Genomic DNA, 20,872 nt, shown 5'->3' on the forward strand with positions numbered 1-20,872 from the left:
TCCTCATTTATTCGATATTCTTTTGAAACAAAATCCATGTCACACCAAAATAACAGAAAAGCAACGCCAAAAGTACACCTACCGTCACACCGATCTGACGGATCAACTCTGCAGATCCGATATAAGCGTCAATCTGTGCGGCGACTGTTCCGATAAAATAAATAAGAAAAACTGCAGAGATCATAAGCGCCGTTCCGATCGGTATCCCAAACCATACGCCTAATTGTTTTAAAATCAAACGACGGATTTCTTTCCTTTCCACACCGAGTTTCAAAAGTACGCCAAACCGGTATTTATAATGTGCCGCATCCAAAAGCTGCTGAAGCGAAAGTATCGTCAGACAGATTACCATCAAAACGATGGCTCCGTAGATCATCATCGCTTTCATCAGAAAATTACTTGCGATCGTACTGTTGACCTGCAGTGTCTTTAAGCGGATATAATAATTCATCCCCTCTCCTGATATGGGTTCTTCCGGATAAAGCTCTGTAAACAGTGCTTCCAGTTTTTTCGCCTGTTCAAACGTCACCGTCTCTTTCGTCTGGATATAACGGTTCTGTCCGACAGACAGCAAACGGTCACAGACAGCATCCGGAAATATATAAATGACATTCGTGTAGGAGTTATAGACGGTCTCACCGATCGCATCCTGATAGACCGCATTCTCTGCCAACTTCAAAGTTCCCGCATCTGTCCGCACTTCCCGGTGTTCCATAACAAATGCCTCCCGTTCTTCTTCGGTCGCAACAGTCTGCCACTGCATTGCAAATCCTCCGTCGTCAAGACGGATCTCGGGAAATCCGACCATTTCCCGAACCGCATTATAATCGGAAAGCGCCATTGCCGTCACGGGAAATTCCCACTTCACTCTGTCATGAAATGTATTCCGTTCCGGAAGATATAACGAGAACAGGCAGTCATGTGTTGTCTCGATTTCATTTTCCTCTAAAAAATCCGTCACATTTTCATACCCGGTCTCTTTTATCTGTGATTCATCGGTTGTATCATTGTAGCGGCTGCTGATCTGAATATCATACAAAGATCTGATGTCCAAATATCCCAATGCCCATTCACTCAGCACGATCGAAGAAATAAACAGTACGATCGATAATACAAGCGTCAGGCAGATCAACGTCATTGTCTTCGTAGTTGTACGCAGTTTGGACAGGATCTGCCCGAAGAAAAATAAATTCGTCCCCGCATATTTACAATGGGGAAAATGTTCTTTCCAGACTGTGATCATACTTCCTGCAAGATACATCAACGCACAGACCAAAAAGATCAGATCTGCCAACAGAAACATCATAAATTCATTTAATGCCCCCGCCCCTCCGAAAAAGACAAAATTCTGCTGCATTTTCGGAACGCATGCTACGGTCACGATGTGAATGATCGAGCATATCATCGAATATACAACCGCTTTTTGCAGACGCTTCCGGAACAGAAAAATGCCGTTTCCGAGCAACGTCATCCCCGGCACAAATGCGATCCCAAGGAAAACAAGTTTTGCCGGAAAGATCAGACGCGGATCATAGTAAAAATAAACTTTCCGGATTCCGCTGATCAGCTCCCAGATCATGATCACAGCATACATCCCGATTATCACCGGCATAAACCGTCCTGTCCTGACATCCGCTTCATTTCTCTTTTCTGCCGAAAACAACTCGATCGTTTTACTCTTTTGTAATGTATGCGCGCTTGTAAAGCCGACCACACCAAAACTCAGCGCAAAAAATCCGACGGTCCACAAAACGGTATCCGGAAACAACGTCCAGACCAGTTCATACTCTTTCCCGTAAGAATCCATTACCATCGCCGTAATAAACTGGGAACCAAACGCACCGAGCACGATTCCGAAAACAAGCGCGATCATTCCCATAAAAAACGTCTCCGCAAAAAACATACCGGCGATCGCTCGTTGTTCCATTCCAAGTACAGCCTGTACCGCAAATTCTTTCGAGCGGCTCTTCAACATATAACGGCTGACAAACCGGATCAAAAACAATAAAAGAAGCGCGACCGCACACACTGCCAGCTTCATACCGTCACTGAGCATTGTAAAATCATATTCCGCACCGATCGGCGGATCGTAATCATTGCTTGAGATAGACAAAAACGCATAAAACAACGTTACGCACACGGTCATGGTCACCAGATAGATCAGATAATCTTTGACGGAACGTTTCATATTTTTAAAGATCAGTCTTGCATACATTTGTCTGTCCGCCTCCCATCATCGTAAGTACATTTAAAATCTTTTCAAAAAATACTTTGCGGGAGTCGTTCCCTTTCTGAAGCTCCGTAAAAATCATGCCGTCGCGCAAAAACAGGATCCGCTCTGCATAACTCGCTGTCATCGCATCATGTGTGACCACCAGGAGCGTCGCCCCGAGATGTTCGTTCATCCCCTGCATCGTCGCCAGCAGCATCTGCGCCGAATGGCTGTCCAGCGCCCCGGTCGGCTCATCTGCAAGGATCAGCTTTGGCCGATGGATGATCGCTCTGGCGCAGGCGCACCTCTGCTTCTGTCCTCCGGAAACCTGATACGGATATTTCTCCAATATGTCGGTTATTTTTAAAATCTGTGCAATATTCTGCACCCTTTCCTTGATCTCTTTCGCGGGAACATGGTTGATCGTAAGCGCCAGCGAAACATTTTCTTCGATCGTCAGCGTATCTAAAAGCTGAAAATCCTGAAAGATAAATCCGAGATTTTCCCGTCGGAATCGTGCGATCTCTTTAGGATGGATTTCCGTAACGTCCGTTCCGTCCAGATAAATATGTCCGGCGCTCACCGTATCGATCGTGGAAATACAGTTCAGCATCGTTGTTTTTCCCGAACCGGACGCTCCCATGATCCCGAGAAATTCCCCCTCCATCACCGAAAAATCAATATCCCGGATCGCTCTTGTTACATTTCCCTCATTTCCGTAATATTTCTGAATATGATCCAGTTTTAATAATTCTTTCATATATTCATCCACTCCTTTGCCTTGATACAATGATCATAATCAATTTTTCCGCTCAGTTGTATCAACTTTTCTAACAAAGTTCTAACGAAAATGTAAGAAAAACAATTCTCTTCTACGCTTTTTCAACTTTCCCATTTTGATTGCGGAATATCTGCGGCGTCATCCCCGTATATTTTTTAAATGTACGATAAAAATGGGACAGATCATAAAAGCTGAGTCTTTTTGTGATCTCCCCGACCGGAACGCCGGAACGCATCATCATCTTGGACTCTTCAATCTTTCGCCTGTTGATATATTCGTTCATCGACATCCCCATCTCTTCTTTAAATTTACGGCGCAGAGCGCTTTCCGACAAATAAAACTGTTTTGCCAGATCGGAGATACGGATATTCTCATAGATTTTCAAATTGATATACTGCAAAACACAGCGGATCAGCGACGATTTGCTGCGATTCGCCACTCCGTGCAGTTCTTTTGTAAAATGTATGATCGCACTGTCCCGAACTGCCAGAACTCCCATAAAATCAGTCTCATCCTCTACTTTCCGCGCATAATAATTCCGAAGCCGGATCACCGATAAGATATCCTTTCCGACCTGGATCGCCAGAGAAGATAATTTTTCCAGGATCATGATCGTATAATTTTTTTCCGTCCGCAAAGAATTGCTCGTCAAAAGCGGCAGAACACTTGTCCCAAGCTCCGCGATCCCTTGTTTCAGCACTTCCGTATCTCCCTGGCTCACCAGATTCATGATCTTATTTTCATAATAAAACAGATATTTCTCTCTCCTGAAAAAATATCCGCCGCCCCGCTCTCTCATCTCCTGAGCCAATTCCAACTGATTCTTTCCCACCTGCCGGTGAAGTGTTTTTGAATAAGCTTCTTCCAAATTCAGACCAAACAGAAAATCCAATAAGATCATATAATCCCGCATATCTCCCAACGGATAAAACGGCAGTGCAGAATAATATTTCCAGCATTCTTCTTCACTTAAAATCTTCCGGTTTTCTTTGCTGAGATTTTCATATACAAGTGAAAACGAATTCCTCGGAACCTGATTGATCCGAAATGCACCGATCATGATCTTTACTTCCTTATAATAAAAGCAGAGAAACAATTCATTCATCATCCCACTGTAAAATTCAATCTCCCCCGCTGAAATTTCATTTCGGCGAAATTCATATATAACCGGCTGTTTGTAAATGGAAATATACTCTTTTAATACCTTATCCGTGCTTCTTTCCAACACCCTGACCGGCATCTTCAGCATTGCATGCAGCGCTTTGATCTTCTTTAAATCCTGTTCTGACAAATTCATATTTCAACGACTCCTTCCCTGTTCTTTCCTGTTTTATACCTTTTTTATTCTATTGGTACTTGGAAAATATAGCCATACCAACACAGAAAACAAGTTGTTTTGTACAAATTTTATTTTTCTTTTACAGTGTATATCCCTGCCTGTGTTTTGTCTTTATAAAGTCTTTCACTCCGATCGCGGAAAGCTTTTCCCGAATGCGCCCGATATTTACACTCAACGCATTGTCATCAATATACAATCGATTATCCCACAAATATTCGATCAGATCTGCCCTGCTGCAGATTTCTCCCGCATGAGAAAACAGATAATACATGATCTTCCATTCATTTTTTGTCAATTCCGTTTCCTGTCCGTTCGCTTCGAGCTTTCCGCTTTCTATATGAAGAGAAACTCCGTTGTAAGTCATCCGGTTGTTCTTTGAACCGGGATAAGCACGTTTTAGAAGAGAATCTATCTTTGCAAGCAGGATCGCCGTATGGTACGGTTTTGTAATAAAGGCGTCCCCGCCGAGCATAATGCTGTTCAGTTCATCCATATCGCTGTCCAAGCTTGTGACGAAAACGATCGGAACCTTTGAAAAAGCCCGGATTTCCGAACAGATCGTAAATCCATTTTCCTCCGGCAGTCTGATATCCAGCAAAATAAGATGTGGCTGCAGTTTTTTGACCTGCCCTGCCACACCCGTAAAATCTTCGATCACAAAGACATGATATCCGTTTCCCTCCAAAAGGATCTGCAGTTCCTTTCGGATGACCGGATCATCTTCTATGATTAAAATTTCAGCATTCATCTTCTCTTTCTCCGTTCTTGCTTTTCATGCTTTTTTGCAGCTCCCATGTAAAATGATTCATCTGGAATGCGAGCCGTACGGTAGTTCCCTCTTCCCCGGATTTGACGTCGATTCCAATCCCAAGTTTATCGCAAAGCCGTTTGCAAAGATATAATCCGATCCCGGTTGCATTTTGCCGGATCCGCCCGTTTTGTCCTGTAAACCCTTTCTCGAAAATACGCGGCAGATCATTTGCAGAAATCCCGATTCCATGATCTTCCACATACAGAAAAATCTGATCTGTCATTTTTTCCGCATAAAAATGAAGATAAGGCTGGTCGTTCCGATATTTTACTGCATTGACGATCAGCTGGTTTAAAATAAAGCGAATCCACTTTTCGTCGGAGCAGACAGTCACATCACTTTCTTCGGTCTCGATTGCCGCTTTATTCTGCATGAGGAAATATTTATTGTCGCCGATCGCCTGATGGATCACATCGAAAAGGCGGATTTCCCGGACGGAATAATCTTTTTCCGTATGTTCGCTCCGCGCATAATAAAGCGCCTGTTCCGTATATCGATCCGTCTGCTCGATCTCCGTCATCAATTCTCTTGTAAATTCCGACTTATGATTTTCACACAACAGTTTCATCGCTGTGATCGGCGTCTTGATCTCATGGATCCATTGTTCGATATACTCCCGGTACTCCTGCCGGTCTCTTTTCACGTCTCCGATCTGTTCCAGCATCGATTTGGACGCCATTTTAAAAAGCCGGATATAGACTTCCTCCTCCGCGCCTGCCGTCCGGGGAAGCATCTCCGCCAGCAGATACCGTTCGTCCAGATTTTTCGCAAGTTCCAATAATTGATCCAGTTTTCTTTTTCGCCGCCAACACAAAACCGACAGATATACGAACAAACTCAAGATCCACACAAGCAGGATCAAAGCAACGCTATCCGGACTGTTGCCGACCAACAGCAAAAACACAGACAGTAAAACCATCCCGACGCCATTTATGACCAAAACCGGGATCCTGTCTTTCCAATATTTTCTTCTGCTCATATCCTGCCTCCCCTGCCGTTTCTTTTTCACGTTTCTATCTGATTTTTCAGATTGAGGAAATAACCAAACAGCGGTGTAAGAAAATCTCTTCTCCTGCACCGCTGTCAAATTATGTTTTTATATGAGAAAATCCACTACATCACAAATCGCAATATTCTATATACCCCAACCTGACATCCTGTCCTAGCACAATGGATATTTGGCAGTCAGCTCTGCGACCAGCTCCTTTGCTTTTTCCACATTTTCTTCGCTTTCGATCACAAGCGCAATGATCTCCGCGATCTTCTCCATATCTTCTTCGACCATTCCGCGGCTTGTCACTGCAGGAGTTCCGAGTCTGACGCCGCTCGTTACAAACGGGGAACGCGGATCATTCGGGATCGTGTTTTTATTCGCCGTGATATGCGCATCATCCAGACGTTTTTCCAACTCTTTTCCGCTAAGTTCTGTTCCTGTCAGATCGACAAGCATCAGGTGGTTGTCCGTATCCCCCGATACGATCTTCACACTGCGTGCCTTTAATGCATTGCAAAGCGCTTTCGCATTCTTCACAACCTGTTCCATATATGCTTTGTATTCCGGCTGCAGCGCCTCTTTGAAACAAATTGCTTTCGCCGCGATCACATGCATCAGCGGACCTCCCTGGATTCCCGGGAACACTGCTTTATTGAAATTGAACTTTTTGTTCATCTCTTCACTGCACATGATCATGCCGCCCCGTGGACCGCGCAGCGTCTTGTGGGTCGTTGTCGTCGTCACATGTGCATAGGGAATCGGACTCGGATGCAGACCTGTCGCAACAAGTCCGGCAATATGTGCAATATCCACCATAAGATAAGCGCCGACCTCATCTGCGATCTCGCGGAATCGCTTAAAATCGATCGTCCTCGCATAAGCGCTTGCTCCCGCTACGATCAATTTCGGCTGATATTCCTTTGCGATCTTTTCCACTTCATCGTAATCGATCACGCCGTCTTCATTCACACCGTAAAAACGAACCTGAAAATATTTCCCCGACAGATTCACCGGAGATCCGTGGGTCAGATGTCCGCCGTGATCCAGATTCATCCCCATGATCTTATCTCCCGGTTCCAACATCGCAAACATCGCCGCCATATTTGCCTGCGCGCCGGAATGCGGCTGTACATTGACATACTCGCAGCCAAATAATTCTTTTGCACGTTCCCGCGCCAGATCTTCCACTACATCCACGCACTGACACCCGCCATAGTACCGCTTTCCCGGATATCCCTCCGCATATTTGTTCGTCAGCGTACTGCCCATCGCTGCCATCACGGCTTTGCTGACCCAGTTTTCCGAAGCGATCAGCTCGATATGAGAGTCCTGACGCTCCATCTCTGCCCGGATCGCTCCTGCCACCTCCGGATCTGTCTTTACAATCTCATCAAAATCATACATTGCACACACCCTCCGTTTCTGTCCTTTTGTGTATCGCTGCACACTCACAAAATAACGATTTTAAAGTTTAATTTGTTTCTCAGTCTATCATACCATAGGTTGGAAAACAAGACTTTTTTACTTTATCTGATTACCGGATCAGCTTGCAAAAGCCTGTAAAACAAAACATTTTACAGGCTCTCCCGCATAGCTTTTTTTCATCCGAAGTGCTATAATACTTCCTATATTTTGAAAGAAAGGGTGTTATTATGAAACGCTTTAATAAAAAGGATTTATTTACAATCCCCAATCTGATGGGATATTTCCGTATTCTGCTCATCCCTGTTTTCTGCTATTTCTACATAAAGAAGCAGGCATATCTGCTTGCTGCTGGGATTGTCCTGATCTCCAGCCTGACCGACCTGTTTGACGGTTATATCGCCCGGAGATTCAATATGGTCACGGAACTCGGAAAAGCACTGGATCCGGTTGCCGACAAACTGACTCACGCGGCTCTGGCTCTCTGTCTTGCATTCCGCTATCCGCTCATGTGGGCGCTGCTGGCTCTGATGGCAGTCAAAGAGGGATACATGGGGATCATGGGACTTTATTTTCTGAAAAGAGGTAAAATGCTGGACGGCGCCATGTGGTTCGGCAAAGTATGCACGGCGCTTTTGTTTGTCGTCCTGCTCGTCCTGTTTTTCTTCCCGCATCTGCCGCTTGCCGCAGTCAACGCATTGATCCTGATCACGATGGCGGACATGCTCTTTACACTGTGTATGTACATTCCGGTCTTTCACCGGATGCGGAAATCCTGATATTTTACGCAAAATCAAACAATGACAACTGATTGCTCTGCGGCAGATCTCCGAACAATCCCAGATCTGCCATCAGATCGATCACAGTCTTGCTGACTTTCGTCCTCTGTCGGAAATCATCCAGCGACAAATACGGTCCGTCCTGTGAAGCGATCTCCACCGCCTCGGCAGCTTTCTCGCCCATTCCCTCGATACTTGCAAACGACGGCATCAGTTTTCCGTCCACGATCAGAAATTTCTTTGCCTTTGCACGATACAAGTCGATGGGCATAAATTCCAGTCCGCGGGCGTACATTTCCTGCACGAGCCGCATATCTTTTAGCGTATCCTGTTCTTTATTGCTCAAGAAATCGGACCGCTTCTGATAGTCTTTGATATAATAATTCAGTTTTTCTTTCCCCTGACACATCAGTTCATAGGAAAATGCATCCGCACGGATACTGAAATACGCCGCATAGTATGCCAGCGGATAATTGATCTTGCAGTAAGCGATCCGGTACGCCATCATGACATACGCCGCCGCATGGGCTTTCGGGAACATGTAGCTGATCTTCTTACAGGAATCGATGTACCATTCCGGCACGTCTTTTTCCCGCATCGCCTCTTCCCACTCCGGTTTCAGCCCCTTTCCTTTCCGGACACTTTCCATGATCGTAAACGAAAGCGCACTCTCCACCCCTTGATTGATCAGATAGATCATAATATCATCTCGGGTACAGATCGCTGTGGAAATCGTTGCCTTTCCGGCTTTGATCAGCTCCTGCGCATTGCCCAGCCACACATTGGTTCCGTGAGACAGTCCGGAAATCCGGATCAGATCCGATAGCGACTGCGGATTTGCCTCCTGCACCATCTGGATAACGAAATCCGTTCCGAACTCCGGGATTCCAAGACTTCCAAGCGGGCATCCGCTGATATCTTCCGGTTTGATCCCGAGCGCGCTCGTGTCGTGAAACAATGAGATCACGTTTCGGTCATCCAATGGGATCTCTGTCGCGATAAACGGATGTTCTTCATTATATTCGTTCGGCAGGGCGTCGGATGTGATATATTCTTCCAGCATTCGGATCATCGTCGGATCATCATGTCCGAGGATATCCAGTTTCAGCAAGTTGTGATCGATCGAATGGTAGTCGAAATGGGTCGTCGTGATATCCGTCGTCATATCGTTCGCCGGATGCTGTACCGGCGTAAATTCATTGATATTGTGACCATGCGGAAGCACGACGATACCTCCCGGATGCTGTCCGGTACTTCTCCGTATTCCGGTGCATCCCTGGCTGACCCGTTCGATCTCGCAGCGGCGTTTTCTAAGTCCCCGCTCTTCATAATAATTTTTGACATAGCCGTATGCGGTCTTATCCGCCAGCGTTCCGATCGTTCCCGCTTTGAACGTATGTCCCTCGCCGAACAAAACTTCCGTATATTTATGAGCTTTCGCCTGATAATCTCCGGAAAAGTTCAAGTCGATATCCGGCTCTTTGTCCCCTTTGAATCCAAGGAACGTCTCGAACGGAATATCAAATCCGGCTTTCACAAGCGGTTCGCCGCAGACCGGACATTTTTTATCCGGCATATCGAATCCGCAGCAGCCCGCATACGCTTTGACTTCCTCGGATTCAAAATCACTGTAATGGCAGTTCGCGCAGTAATAATGCGGACTCAGCGGATTTACCTCGGTGATCCCGGCCAGCGTCGCGACAAACGAAGATCCGACCGAACCTCGGGATCCAACAAGATATCCGTCGTCATTGGACTTCCACACCAGTTTCTGCGCGATAATATACATCACCGAATATCCGTTGGAAATAATGGAATTCAGTTCCTTTTCCAGACGGGAAGATACCTGGATCGGCAGATCTTCCCCGTAAATCTCGTGAGCGCGGTTATAACAAATATCGCGCAGATCCTGCTCGGAATTTTCGATGACCGGCGGGCATTTATTGGGATTGACCGGAGAGATCTTCTCGATCATATCCGCGATCTTGTTCGGATTCTCGATGACGATCTCCTGTGCTTTTGCAGATCCCAGATATTCAAATTCCGCCAGCATCTCCTCGGTTGTCCGAAGATAAAGCGGCGCCTGGTTGTCCGCATCGCTGAACCCTTTTCCCGCCATGATGATCCTGCGGTACACCTCGTCTCCCGGATCCAGAAAATGTACGTCGCACGTCGCAACGACCGGTTTTTTGAACTTTTCTCCCAATTCCACAATCTCACGGTTGATATTTTTCAGATCTTCCTCACTGTTCACATCAGAAATCTTTTCGCTCTCGATCATAAAGTTGTTGTTTCCAAGCGGCTGGATCTCATAATAATCGTAGAAATCCGCAAGCCTTGCGATCGCCTCCGGCGATTTATGGTTCAGGATCGCCTGATACAACTCTCCCGCCTCACAGGCGCTTCCGATGATCAGTCCCTCCCGGTATTGATTCAAAAGACTTTTCGGAATCCGCGGTCTTCTCGCAAAATATGTCAGATGTGAAGCAGACACAAGCTGATACAGATTGTACCGTCCGATATTGTTCTTTGCAAGGATAATGATATGATGCGTCGGCAGTTTCCGGATCGCATTCGGATTCATATCTCCAAACTGGTTCATTTCTTTCAGTGTCGTAATATTACGGTCTTTAAGCATCTGCACAAATTTTACAAAGATTTCCGCCGTTGCCCCCGCATCGTCTACGGCGCGGTGATGATTTTCCAGTGAAATATCCAGCGCTTTCGCTACGATATTCAATTTGTATTTCGATAAAGTCGGAAGCAGGACACGCGCCAACGCAACGGTATCCACGTATACAAAGTTTGGTTCGATATCCTGATACCGACAGTTCTGCTCGATGAATCCAACGTCAAATCCAGCATTATGTGCAACCAGCACCGCATCTCCTACAAATTCCAGAAACTGCGGCAGGATCGTCTCGATGTCCGGACTGTCCATCACCATCTCGTCGGTGATCGACGTAAGCTGTGTGATCTCAAACGGGATCGGACGCTTCGGATTCACAAATGTACTGAACGAATCCACGATCTCACCATTCTGTACTTTTACAGCGCCGATCTCTATGATCCGGTCTTTGATCGCGCTGAATCCGGTTGTCTCCAGGTCAAATACAACATAGGTTCCATCCAGACTTTCTGTTCCTGCTCCCACTGCGATCTCCGTCAGATCGTCCACCACATATCCCTCTACGCCGTAAATGATCTTAAACGGGTCGTCCTTGTCCAGCCGCTCGATATAGTGATTGGCGTCCGGAAATGCCTGAGCAGTTCCATGGTCTGTCACGGCGATCGCCGGATGTCCCCAGTCATGTGCGCGCCGCACGATGTCCTGTACCTCCGACACGCCGTCCATGTCGCTCATCTTCGTATGGCAATGCAGTTCCACACGTTTCAGCGGACTTAAATCCTCTCTTTTTACAGTAAAGTCTCCGATCTTCCGGATTCCCGTAACCGATCCGATCGTCAGTTCTCCGTCATATTTATCGATCGTTGTGATGCCTTTTACTTTGACATACGCGCCTTTTTTCAAATTTCCGAGCAGTTCCGGAAGCTGATCGTTGCGCGCAAACATCTTGACCATGATCGTATCGGTAAAGTCACTGACCGCAAACATGATGATCGACTTTTCATTTCGGATCTCTCTCGTCTCAAAACTGATGATCTTTCCATGGATCGTAATCTCACCCATCTCGCTTACGACCTGATCCAGCCGGATCGGTTCATCTTCAAAATTCCGACCATATATCAGATTCGGGTCATCGCCCTGCTTAAGAGGACGCACAAAGTCTTTTTTAAATTCTTTTCCAGAACCGAATTTGCCGCCCCGCTTTCCTCCGGATTTGCTGCCTGTTACTGAACCGCCGCTTTTTGCTACCGGGGAGGCTGCCGCTTTTTCTTTTCCTGTTCCGCTTTCTTTTGCCGCATCTGCAGTTGATCCGGTTTGTTCCTCTTTCGGCAGATCTCCCAATTCTTCGTGATGTTTTTTATTCCGCGCAAAAATGGCGTTGATCTCCCGCTGGATCCGCTGCTCGTCAAATTCCTGATTCCGGCTCTCTTCGCACTCCCGGTAACTTACGCGGATCTCTGTTGGAATCTGGAATCTCTGATTGAACACTTCCTCCAGAAGCCGCACGATATGATCCCGTTTTCCCTCGGAGACGATCGTATCCACCAGTTCCAGACACATTCCCTTTTCTCCCTCGAAACGGATCTCCGCCTGATCGAACATATTTGCCGCAAGCACGCTGTACTCACGAAGTTCCTCCAAAATACTCTCCCGATACTCTTCCATCAGAGCCTGCGGCGTATATTGTTCCGAAAGCGCATACTTTTCTTCGATCCGGATCGAAACACGCGCTGTGCCGAAAAGCTGTTCCTTGATCCGCTGTTCCATCCGATGGATCTGCTTTTTCTGGATCACATGATGACTGAATATATGTACATGAAGAAAATCACGGCTGGAATTGGTCGTGATCTTCTTTACTTCCACATCCCGAAACAAAAAAGCCAGCTCTTCCTCTGCTTTCAAGGTCGGGAATACTTCAAAAAATGTCTTGATTGTTCCTGTTACTTCTCCCAATTGATCAGCTCCTGACGAAGTGTTTCTAAAAGTTCCTCTTCTTTTACTTTGCGAACGATCTCGCCTTTTTTGATCAGCAGACCCTCACCGATGCCGCCCGCGATTCCGAGATCCGCCTCTTTTGCTTCTCCCGGTCCGTTGACCACGCATCCCATCACTGCCACTTTGATATCCAGCGGAAATTCCTGCACCATCTTCTCCACTTCATTTGCAAGTCCGATCAGGTCGATCTGCGTTCTTCCGCAGGTCGGGCAGGAAACGACTTCGATCCCGCCCTTTCTCAAGCCCAATGTTTTCAGGATCAGCTTCGCGCTCCGGATCTCTTCCACCGGATCTCCGGTCAACGACACACGGATCGTATTGCCGATCCCCTCGTGCAGAATGATGCCGAGTCCGACCGAAGATTTAATGTTTCCGGAATAGATTGTTCCCGATTCGGTGATTCCGACATGAAGCGGATACGGGCACTGTTTTGCGATCAGTTCATGCGCTTTTACACACATCAGGACATCCGACGATTTGATACTGACGACCAGATTGTCATATCCCATTGATTCGATCATATGTACTTTATCCAGCGCGCTCTCCACGATCCCCTCTGCAGTCACGCCGCCGTATTTTTCCAGCAGCGGTTTTTCCAGAGATCCGCTGTTGACGCCGATACGGATCGGAACTCCATATTCTTTCGCCTTTTCCACGACCGCACGGACCCGCTCCTCGGATCCGATATTTCCCGGGTTGATCCGGATCTTATCCGCACCGTTTTCGATCGCCGCGATCGCCATTTTATAATCAAAATGAATATCTGCCACGAGCGGAATATGGATCTGTTTCTTGATCTCTTTTAACGCTTTTGCCGCCTCCATCGTCGGAACGGTACAGCGGACGATCTCGCATCCGGCTGCTTCCAGCCGCAAGATCTGTTCTACTGTTGCCGCCACGTCTTCGGTCTTCGTATTTGTCATCGACTGAATCGCAACCGGATGCGCTCCTCCGATCGTCACGGAACCGATTTTTACTTCTTTTGTCTGCATTCTCAACATCGCACGTTTCCTCCTTTACATAGCAAATCACCGGAAGTGCCAAAAGGCACATTCCGGGATTGTAAGCAATCGCCAAGGTCTCGGGCAAGCCCGGACTTTGGCTCGTCGCCTATGCAAAAGAAACAGGGAATCCGATTTCCCTGTTTACTCCCTTTTGCTGCCTTTCCTGCTGCACTTCATACTCAACTTACTGCTGCGCTCTATTGTTTTTCAAATGTCATCTGATCACCGTATTCACGTTCTGTCAGTGTCAGCACATTCTGTTCGATATTATAATCGTAGTTTCCCTCCAAAGACGTCACTACATTCTCCACGGTCTCCTTACTCATGCCGGATTCCACTGCTTTTTCCACCGCCACCTCATCGACATGAAGTGAAAAGATCTTGGAATCCCGATCCAGCGTATATGCCATATTGACAACCTGAAGCGAACCGTCGGCTTCATCCTGCCACTCCACTTTTGCAATCTCGTTGCCCTGGATCTCGATCATACGCCCGCTGTCTTCATCGACCCAGCTTCCCTCCATCGGATTTGCGGTGAACATCCGCACGATAAAGTAAACCGCGATCAGGATGATCACAATGGAGGAAACGGAAATCGCCGTCCGCCAAAGTATATTCCGCTTCCGTTCGTTATTTTCTGCTATCATACAACTACCTCTTTTCTTTTCCCATCCGGAACACTTTCGCTTTCCATCTGTCTTTCTTTTATGCAAATAACGCTCCCAGCACTCCATAGGAAAGGACCGTCATCAGAAATGCCGCCAGAAATACGCCGAGCACGATCGCCGGAAACGCCTTGCGGAAACGGATTCCGAGAAGCGCCGCGATCAGCGCTCCGGTCCACGCTCCGGTTCCCGGAAGCGGGATACCTACAAAGATCACCAGTCCCCAGAACTCGTATTTCTCAATGTTGGCGCTCTTACTCATCGCTTTCTTCTCCAGCTTTTCCACCATCGGTTTCAGTTTCTTTGTTCCTTTCATCCAGTCAAAGATCTTCGTGATCAAAAGCAGGATGAACGGAATTGGGATCAGATTTCCGACAATACAGATCGGAATTGCCTGCCACTGCGGGATATCAAGAATCGCAGGTCCGGCTGCAAGAAGCCCGCCGCGCAGTTCCAGGATCGGCACCATGGAAATCAGAAATACGATAAATCCTCCTCCCACTTTTCCGCCGAGTGTATCGATAAACCAACTGATCATTGCGTCTTTCATATATATAATTATCTCCTTAATCTACTTTCTTAATCTGTCTTTCTTAATTCTCCGCCGCCAGACATGCTCTGAGCGCCGCAAATAATGTCTCCATCTCCGCTCTTGTGCCGATCGTGATCCGCAGATACTGCTCGATCCGGCTGCTGCCCCAGTAACGTACATAAATCTGCTTCTGTTTCAGCTCTTCAAATAATTGCTTCGCATCTTTTTTCGGATGGGTTGCAAAAATAAAATTTGCACGGGAATCCGGAAACTCAAATCCCATCTTTGTCAGTTCCGTCTTCGCCCACTCTCTTGTCTCTATGATCTTTTCTACCGATTCCTTAAAATATGCGTCGTCTTTCACCGACTCCACACCGCAGACAAGCGCGGTCTGATTCATCGTATAGGAATTAAACGAATATTTAACGTCATTCAAATACCCGATCAGCGCCGGATTTGAGATTGCATATCCGATCCGCATCCCTGCCATGGAACGCGACTTGGAAAACGTGCGGACTACGATCAGGTTGTCATAACGGTCGATCAATTCTGCTGCCGAACGACCCGCGAAATCAATATATGCCTCGTCCACGATCACGATCACATCCGGATTGTGTGCGATCACATCTTCCACAAAATCCAATTCTTCATAAATCGCAGTCGGCGCATTTGGATTCGGAAAGATCACGCCGCCGTTTTCACGGTAATAATCTTCTTTCACAAGCCGGAAATCCGGATCCAGTTTCGGACACTCATACGGGATCCTGTATAATTGAGCCCATACTTTATAAAACGAATACGTAATATCCGGAAACAGGATCGGTTTCTCTGCATTAAAAAATGTCAGAAAACACATCGAGAGTACGTCGTCCGATCCGACTCCCACAAAGATCTGGTCGTTTTCCACGCCATGATATGCTGCAAGTGCCTCTGTCAGCACTTCCGCAGACGGGTCTGGGTACAATCGCAGACGATCCGCATCCATCTCCTTTAAAACACGCGCTACATTCGGAGACGGAGGATACGGATTCTCGTTTGTATTCAATTTGATCACTTTCTGCTGCGGCTGTTCCCCCGGCACATACGGTTCCACTCTCCGAATCTGCTTTAACAGCCTCGGATTCAAATTTCTTTTTGTCTCCATGATTTTTTCTTCCATGACCCTTACTTCCTGTATTCCGCCGCAAGCTCTGCAAATTTCGGCAGAGAATTTACGATCGTCTCATAAGATACACAGTATGCCAGACGCACATATCCCGGACATGCAAACGAACTTCCCGGAACGATCAGGATATTATACTTTTTCGCTGCCTGACAAAATTCCCTCTCATCTTCCACCGGTGATTTCACAAACAGATAAAATGCGCCCTCCGGTTTGATACATTCAAATCCAAGATCTTTCAATCCCTGATACAGTGTCTCACGGTTTCTGTCATAATAAGAAATATCCGTCTTTTCATTCAGACATGCTTTTACAACCTTTTGCTGTAAAGTCGGCGCATTGACAAATCCGAGGATCCTCGTCGCCACATTTGCCGCGCTGATCAGATTCTCGCTGTCTGCCGCCTCATCCGGGATCACCAGATATCCGATCCGCTCTCCCGGCAGGGACAGGGATTTGCTGTAAGAATATCCCACGATCGTATTGGCATAATATTTGGTCAGATACGGAACTTCCACACCGTCGTAAGCCAGCTCTCTGTATGGTTCGTCCGAAACGAGATAAATCTCCGTTCCGAATTCTTTCTGCTTTGCCTCCATGATCGAAGCCAGTTTCCGGATCGTCTCTTCGGAATAGACAACGCCAGTCGGATTGTTCGGCGTATTGACGATCACGATCTTTGTCTTCGGTGTGATCTTTGCCTCAAATTCGTCCATCTTCGGCTGAAAATCCACCGTGTTCGGCGAAATCTCAACCATCACGCCGTCATAATTGTTCGTATAGCTTCGATACTCTCCGAAATACGGCGCAAATGCGATCACTTCATCTCCCGGATTCAAAAGCGCTTTGAAAATAACATTCAAACCGCCTGCCGCTCCCACCGTCATCGTGATATTATGGGCCGCGAATGCCGTGCCGAACCGCTCGTTCAATGACTCTGCAACAGCCTGCCGTACGTCCTCATATCCTGCATTGCTGTTCGTATATCCGTGAAGTACGATCGGGTCTTCCTCTTCCAGAATCTCGCGGATCGCTTTTTTTACCGCTGCCGGAGCCGGCACGTTCGGATTGCCGAGACTGAAATCAAATACGTTTTCCGCACCGTAAAGCTTTGCAAGACGGTTTCCCTCCTCAAACATTGCACGGATCGCAGAACTGTTTGCAACCATATTTTCCATTTTCTTTGAGATCATATTCCACACTGCCTTTCTCTTCATGCTCCTGTGACTTTACTCTTGCATCTTTATGCTTCACATTCTGTCACAAGTCCTTTTTCCACAAGAAATACCGGGCGATACGATAATTTTGCCTTGCGCAGCCCCTCTGCTCCGGTATCTTCTTCCCGGTTTACATACTGATATTCCTGACACTCATGCTGTACAAACTGCTGGTTGATCATCGGATATGCCCCCTCCACATCCGAAAATGCTTTCTCGATGTGGACGACAAACGTATCTTCACAGACCGGTTCGCCGATACAAAATGCAGCAATCTCTCCTTGTACCCGCAGAACGCCTCCGACCATCCCCAGTTCTTGAAACAGGCGGAGAGCATTCAGCGTCACGCACATCTCCGCATTCTTTTCCTTATCTTCCTCACAGCCGTTCTGATTCCGCCACTTCAACGCCATCTGGAAACATTCTTCCACATTGTCATCCGACAACGTCTCATAATTCCAGTCTTCATACAGCGACTTGAACTTATTGATATGATTCCGCTTTCCGTGAAGTTTCTTTCCTGCCAACGTCGAAAGCTTTTCTGTCTCATAGACGTAATCCGCCTCATCTCTATCATATTCGATCTGAAAACGCCCCGGATACCATGCTTCCAACTGTGCAAAATTCTCCGGAGTCACATTATAAAGCCGGAACGGCACATTCCTGTCTTTGCTGTACTGCATCAAACGCTCCAACGCACATTTGACTGCCGGCGCATCTCCCGCCGGATATGCGTAAGCAAGCGCGTATTCATCATCCATAAATACAAGCGCGTCCTCTACGATCGCATATTTCACATGATACCGCCGTGACCAGAGATATACATTTGCAAACGTACGCTCACAGCTTCGGCTCGGCGCTTTGGCAAAATAGGAACTGATGATCTCACGATCTTCCAACTCCGGTCGTTTAAACGCTATTTCTTCCATATTAATAAACTCTTCTCTCTTTCCCGGCATATTTTTACACCGGACTCTCTTTCATCTTGTTTCTTTTTCTCCGGTACAGACAAGACTTTAATGTCAGTGCACAAGGGAAAATACGCCTTATATACCGACGCTGCCGTTCTTCCTGCACCGATGCTATAAAGTATAACACAGTTTCCGCTTCTTCTTCAACCGGACATCTTATAAAAAGTTCGCAAATACCGAAGCACAGACAACGGTACATAAGCCGGAAACCACGATCGCAAGACTACTCATCGCGCCCTCTACCTCGCCCATTTCCATTGCTTTCGCCGTTCCGATCGCATGCGCCGACGTCCCGAGCGCAAGTCCTTTTGCGATCGGATGCCGGATACAAAACCATTTGCAGACCGCCTCCGCGATCACGTTTCCAAGTACTCCGGTGATGATGATCACAGCCACTGCGATCGTTACATAGCCGCCCAGTTCTTCCGCCACACCCATTCCGATCGCCGTTGTTATCGACTTCGGCAATAACGTCACATACTGCGCATGGTTCATCCCGAAAAACGTACACATCGCGAGAATCGAGAAAAGGCTGGTCAATACGCCGGACAGGATCCCTACAAGGATCGCCGCCAGATTTTTCTTCAAAAGCTCGATCTGCTGATACAGCGGAATTGCAAGGCTCACCGTTGCCGGAGTCAGAAAATAGCTGATATATTTCGCACTGCTGTTATAACTTTCATAATCGATACGAAAACATACAAGAAATCCGATCACGATCAGGATCGAGATCAAAAGCGGATTCAAAATTGCCAGTTTCCATTTTTTCCGGATCCATGTGCCGATTTCAAATGCAAGGAGGCTTAAGACGATCCCGCTTGCCGCCGAATTAAAGATCACCTGATCCATCTTGTTCCTCCTTTTCTCCTGTCTGCATTTTCTCCGTCTGTTTTTTCTCTTTTTGCTTCAGCATCATTTCCGTCACTTTTCCGGTTACGATCAGCACAAGAAATGTCGTCACGACCGTAATGATCCCAACCGGGACAAGCATGGTTTTCAACTTTCCCCATGCAGTGATCAGACCGACGCCTGCCGGAATGAACATCACCGGCATGATCTCGATCAGAAATTCTCCGACCTCCCGCACAGATTCGATTTTTATAACCTTTAAACTCAAAAACAGGAGCATCAGTCCAAGACCGTAAATGCTCCCCGGGATCGGCAACGGAAGAAGATATTTCAAGATCTCTCCCATACACGTCACTCCACATATAATTCCAAATTGCCTAATATATTTCATCGTATCTTACTACCCGTTCATTTTTGCAAGTTTGGCTGTCTGGTCTGCCGCGATCAGGCTGTCGATGATTTCATCCAGATCCCCGTTCAGGATCGTATCGAGCTTATGCAGGGTCAGCTTGATCCGATGATCTGTCACACGGCCCTGCGGGAAGTTGTATGTGCGGATCTTCTCCGAACGGTCTCCGGTTCCGACCTGACTCTTTCTCGCCTCCGCTTCCGCATCATGCTGTTTTGCCAGTTCCATCTCATACAGTCTTGCACGCAGGACTTTCAATGCCTTATCCTTATTTTTCAGCTGAGACTTCTCATCCTGACAGGAGATCACGATTCCGGTCGGAATATGTGTCAGACGTACCGCGGAGTCTGTTGTGTTGACACACTGACCTCCGTTTCCGGACGCACGGAATACGTCGAATTTACAGTCGTTCATATCCAGTTCCACGTCAACTTCTTCCGCTTCCGGCATGATCGCAACGGTGATCGTGGATGTATGGATTCTTCCGCCGCTTTCCGTTTCCGGAACACGTTGTACACGATGTACGCCGCTCTCATATTTCAGGCGGGAATATGCCCCCTGTCCGGTGATCATGCAGACACACTCTTTGAATCCGCCGATCCCGTTCTCATTTAACGAGATCATCTCCACTTTCCACCTGCGGCTCTCCGCATAATGCACATACATCCGATATACTTCCGCAGCGAACAGCGCCGCCTCGTCTCCGCCTGCGCCCGCGCGGATCTCCAGAATAACGTTCTTCTCATCGTTCGGGTCTTTCGGCAGAAGCAGGATCTTCAATTCCCGCTCCAACTCTTCGATCCGTGCTTTGGAATCATTCAGTTCTTCTTTTGCCAGTTCACGCATCTCCTCATCGGATTCTTCTTCCAGCATCATAAGACTGTCTTCCACATTCTGCTTACACTGTTTATATTCTTTGTACGCCTCCACGATCGGAGCCAGATCACTCTGCTCTTTCATCAGTCTTCGGAAACGTTCTGCATCATTTGCCACATCCGGTTCCTGAAGTTCGCCCATGACTTCTTCGTACCGGATCAGTAAATCTTCCAATCTGTCAAACATAACCTCTTATTCCTTTCTCTCTATCGTCAATGCTTCTTT

General features: G+C 47.1%; 17 protein-coding genes. 1 reads left to right on the plus strand and 16 read right to left on the minus strand.

From position 1 onward, the window contains the following. Positions 1-7: 7 nt before the first annotated feature. From I2H87_RS09920 to glyA, 6 genes are all read right to left on the minus strand, one after another. The gene (locus I2H87_RS09920) at positions 8-2,215 is read right to left on the minus strand and encodes an FtsX-like permease family protein (RefSeq protein ID WP_195609848.1); all 2,208 of its coding nucleotides are present in this window, start codon (positions 2,213-2,215) and stop codon (positions 8-10) included. Beyond that, positions 2,193-2,972 (minus strand): ABC transporter ATP-binding protein, encoded by a 780-nt coding sequence (locus I2H87_RS09925; protein WP_195609849.1) that lies wholly within the window; start codon positions 2,970-2,972, stop codon positions 2,193-2,195. Before I2H87_RS09925 ends, I2H87_RS09920 begins: the two co-directional genes overlap by 23 nt. A gap of 112 nt (positions 2,973-3,084) precedes the next feature. Then, positions 3,085-4,290, minus strand: a complete 1,206-nt coding sequence (locus I2H87_RS09930; protein ID WP_195609850.1) for a YSIRK-targeted surface antigen transcriptional regulator — start codon at positions 4,288-4,290, stop codon at positions 3,085-3,087. 121 nt (positions 4,291-4,411) lie between these two features. Continuing rightward, on the minus strand, positions 4,412-5,080 hold the full coding sequence (locus I2H87_RS09935) for a response regulator transcription factor (protein ID WP_195609851.1): 669 nt from the start codon (positions 5,078-5,080) through the stop codon (positions 4,412-4,414). Then, positions 5,070-6,122: a sensor histidine kinase gene (locus tag I2H87_RS09940; RefSeq protein ID WP_195609852.1), complete on the minus strand. Its 1,053-nt coding sequence runs from the start codon at positions 6,120-6,122 to the stop codon at positions 5,070-5,072. Before I2H87_RS09940 ends, I2H87_RS09935 begins: the two co-directional genes overlap by 11 nt. 183 nt (positions 6,123-6,305) lie before the next feature. After that, positions 6,306-7,541, minus strand: coding sequence for a serine hydroxymethyltransferase (glyA, locus tag I2H87_RS09945; protein WP_195609853.1), 1,236 nt, complete (start codon positions 7,539-7,541; stop codon positions 6,306-6,308). A gap of 248 nt (positions 7,542-7,789) precedes the next feature. On the opposite strand from glyA, the gene I2H87_RS09950 reads away from it, so the two are divergent. Continuing rightward, positions 7,790-8,338 carry a CDP-alcohol phosphatidyltransferase family protein gene (locus tag I2H87_RS09950; protein WP_009266436.1) on the plus strand — a complete coding sequence of 183 codons (549 nt, stop codon included), beginning with the start codon at positions 7,790-7,792 and terminating at the stop codon, positions 8,336-8,338. A 4-nt stretch (positions 8,339-8,342) separates the two neighbouring features. Here the strand turns inward: I2H87_RS09950 and I2H87_RS09955 are convergent, their stop codons facing one another. From I2H87_RS09955 to prfA, 10 genes are all read right to left on the minus strand, one after another. Further along, the gene (locus tag I2H87_RS09955; RefSeq protein WP_195609854.1) at positions 8,343-12,920 is read right to left on the minus strand and encodes a PolC-type DNA polymerase III; all 4,578 of its coding nucleotides are present in this window, start codon (positions 12,918-12,920) and stop codon (positions 8,343-8,345) included. Further along, complete coding sequence (gene ispG, locus I2H87_RS09960) at positions 12,908-13,963, minus strand: flavodoxin-dependent (E)-4-hydroxy-3-methylbut-2-enyl-diphosphate synthase (protein ID WP_022152343.1); 1,056 nt, start codon at positions 13,961-13,963, stop codon at positions 12,908-12,910. Before ispG ends, I2H87_RS09955 begins: the two co-directional genes overlap by 13 nt. 200 nt (positions 13,964-14,163) lie before the next feature. Continuing rightward, entirely contained in the window at positions 14,164-14,613 is a 450-nt protein-coding gene (locus I2H87_RS09965; RefSeq protein WP_117550337.1) for a hypothetical protein, read from the minus strand. Positions 14,614-14,671: 58 nt separating this feature from the next. After that, positions 14,672-15,181, minus strand: a complete 510-nt coding sequence (locus I2H87_RS09970; protein WP_009266440.1) for a COG2426 family protein — start codon at positions 15,179-15,181, stop codon at positions 14,672-14,674. Between the two features lie 43 nt (positions 15,182-15,224). Further along, complete coding sequence (hisC, locus tag I2H87_RS09975; protein ID WP_195609855.1) at positions 15,225-16,322, minus strand: histidinol-phosphate transaminase; 1,098 nt, start codon at positions 16,320-16,322, stop codon at positions 15,225-15,227. 5 nt (positions 16,323-16,327) lie between these two features. After that, positions 16,328-17,518, minus strand: a complete 1,191-nt coding sequence (locus tag I2H87_RS09980) for a pyridoxal phosphate-dependent aminotransferase (protein WP_195609886.1) — start codon at positions 17,516-17,518, stop codon at positions 16,328-16,330. A 50-nt stretch (positions 17,519-17,568) separates the two neighbouring features. After that, complete coding sequence (locus I2H87_RS09985) at positions 17,569-18,471, minus strand: DUF2156 domain-containing protein (protein ID WP_054703570.1); 903 nt, start codon at positions 18,469-18,471, stop codon at positions 17,569-17,571. A gap of 198 nt (positions 18,472-18,669) precedes the next feature. Further along, positions 18,670-19,362 carry an LrgB family protein gene (locus I2H87_RS09990; protein ID WP_009266444.1) on the minus strand — a complete coding sequence of 231 codons (693 nt, stop codon included), beginning with the start codon at positions 19,360-19,362 and terminating at the stop codon, positions 18,670-18,672. After that, positions 19,343-19,708 carry a CidA/LrgA family protein gene (locus I2H87_RS09995; protein WP_319638160.1) on the minus strand — a complete coding sequence of 122 codons (366 nt, stop codon included), beginning with the start codon at positions 19,706-19,708 and terminating at the stop codon, positions 19,343-19,345. The genes I2H87_RS09990 and I2H87_RS09995 overlap by 20 nt, the downstream gene beginning before the upstream one ends. A 54-nt stretch (positions 19,709-19,762) precedes the next feature. Further along, on the minus strand, positions 19,763-20,833 hold the full coding sequence (gene prfA, locus I2H87_RS10000) for a peptide chain release factor 1 (protein WP_022151455.1): 1,071 nt from the start codon (positions 20,831-20,833) through the stop codon (positions 19,763-19,765). Positions 20,834-20,872: the final 39 nt, after the last annotated feature.

The organism is Mediterraneibacter glycyrrhizinilyticus, assembly GCF_015560805.1.
GTDB lineage: Bacteria > Bacillota > Clostridia > Lachnospirales > Lachnospiraceae > Schaedlerella > Schaedlerella glycyrrhizinilytica_A.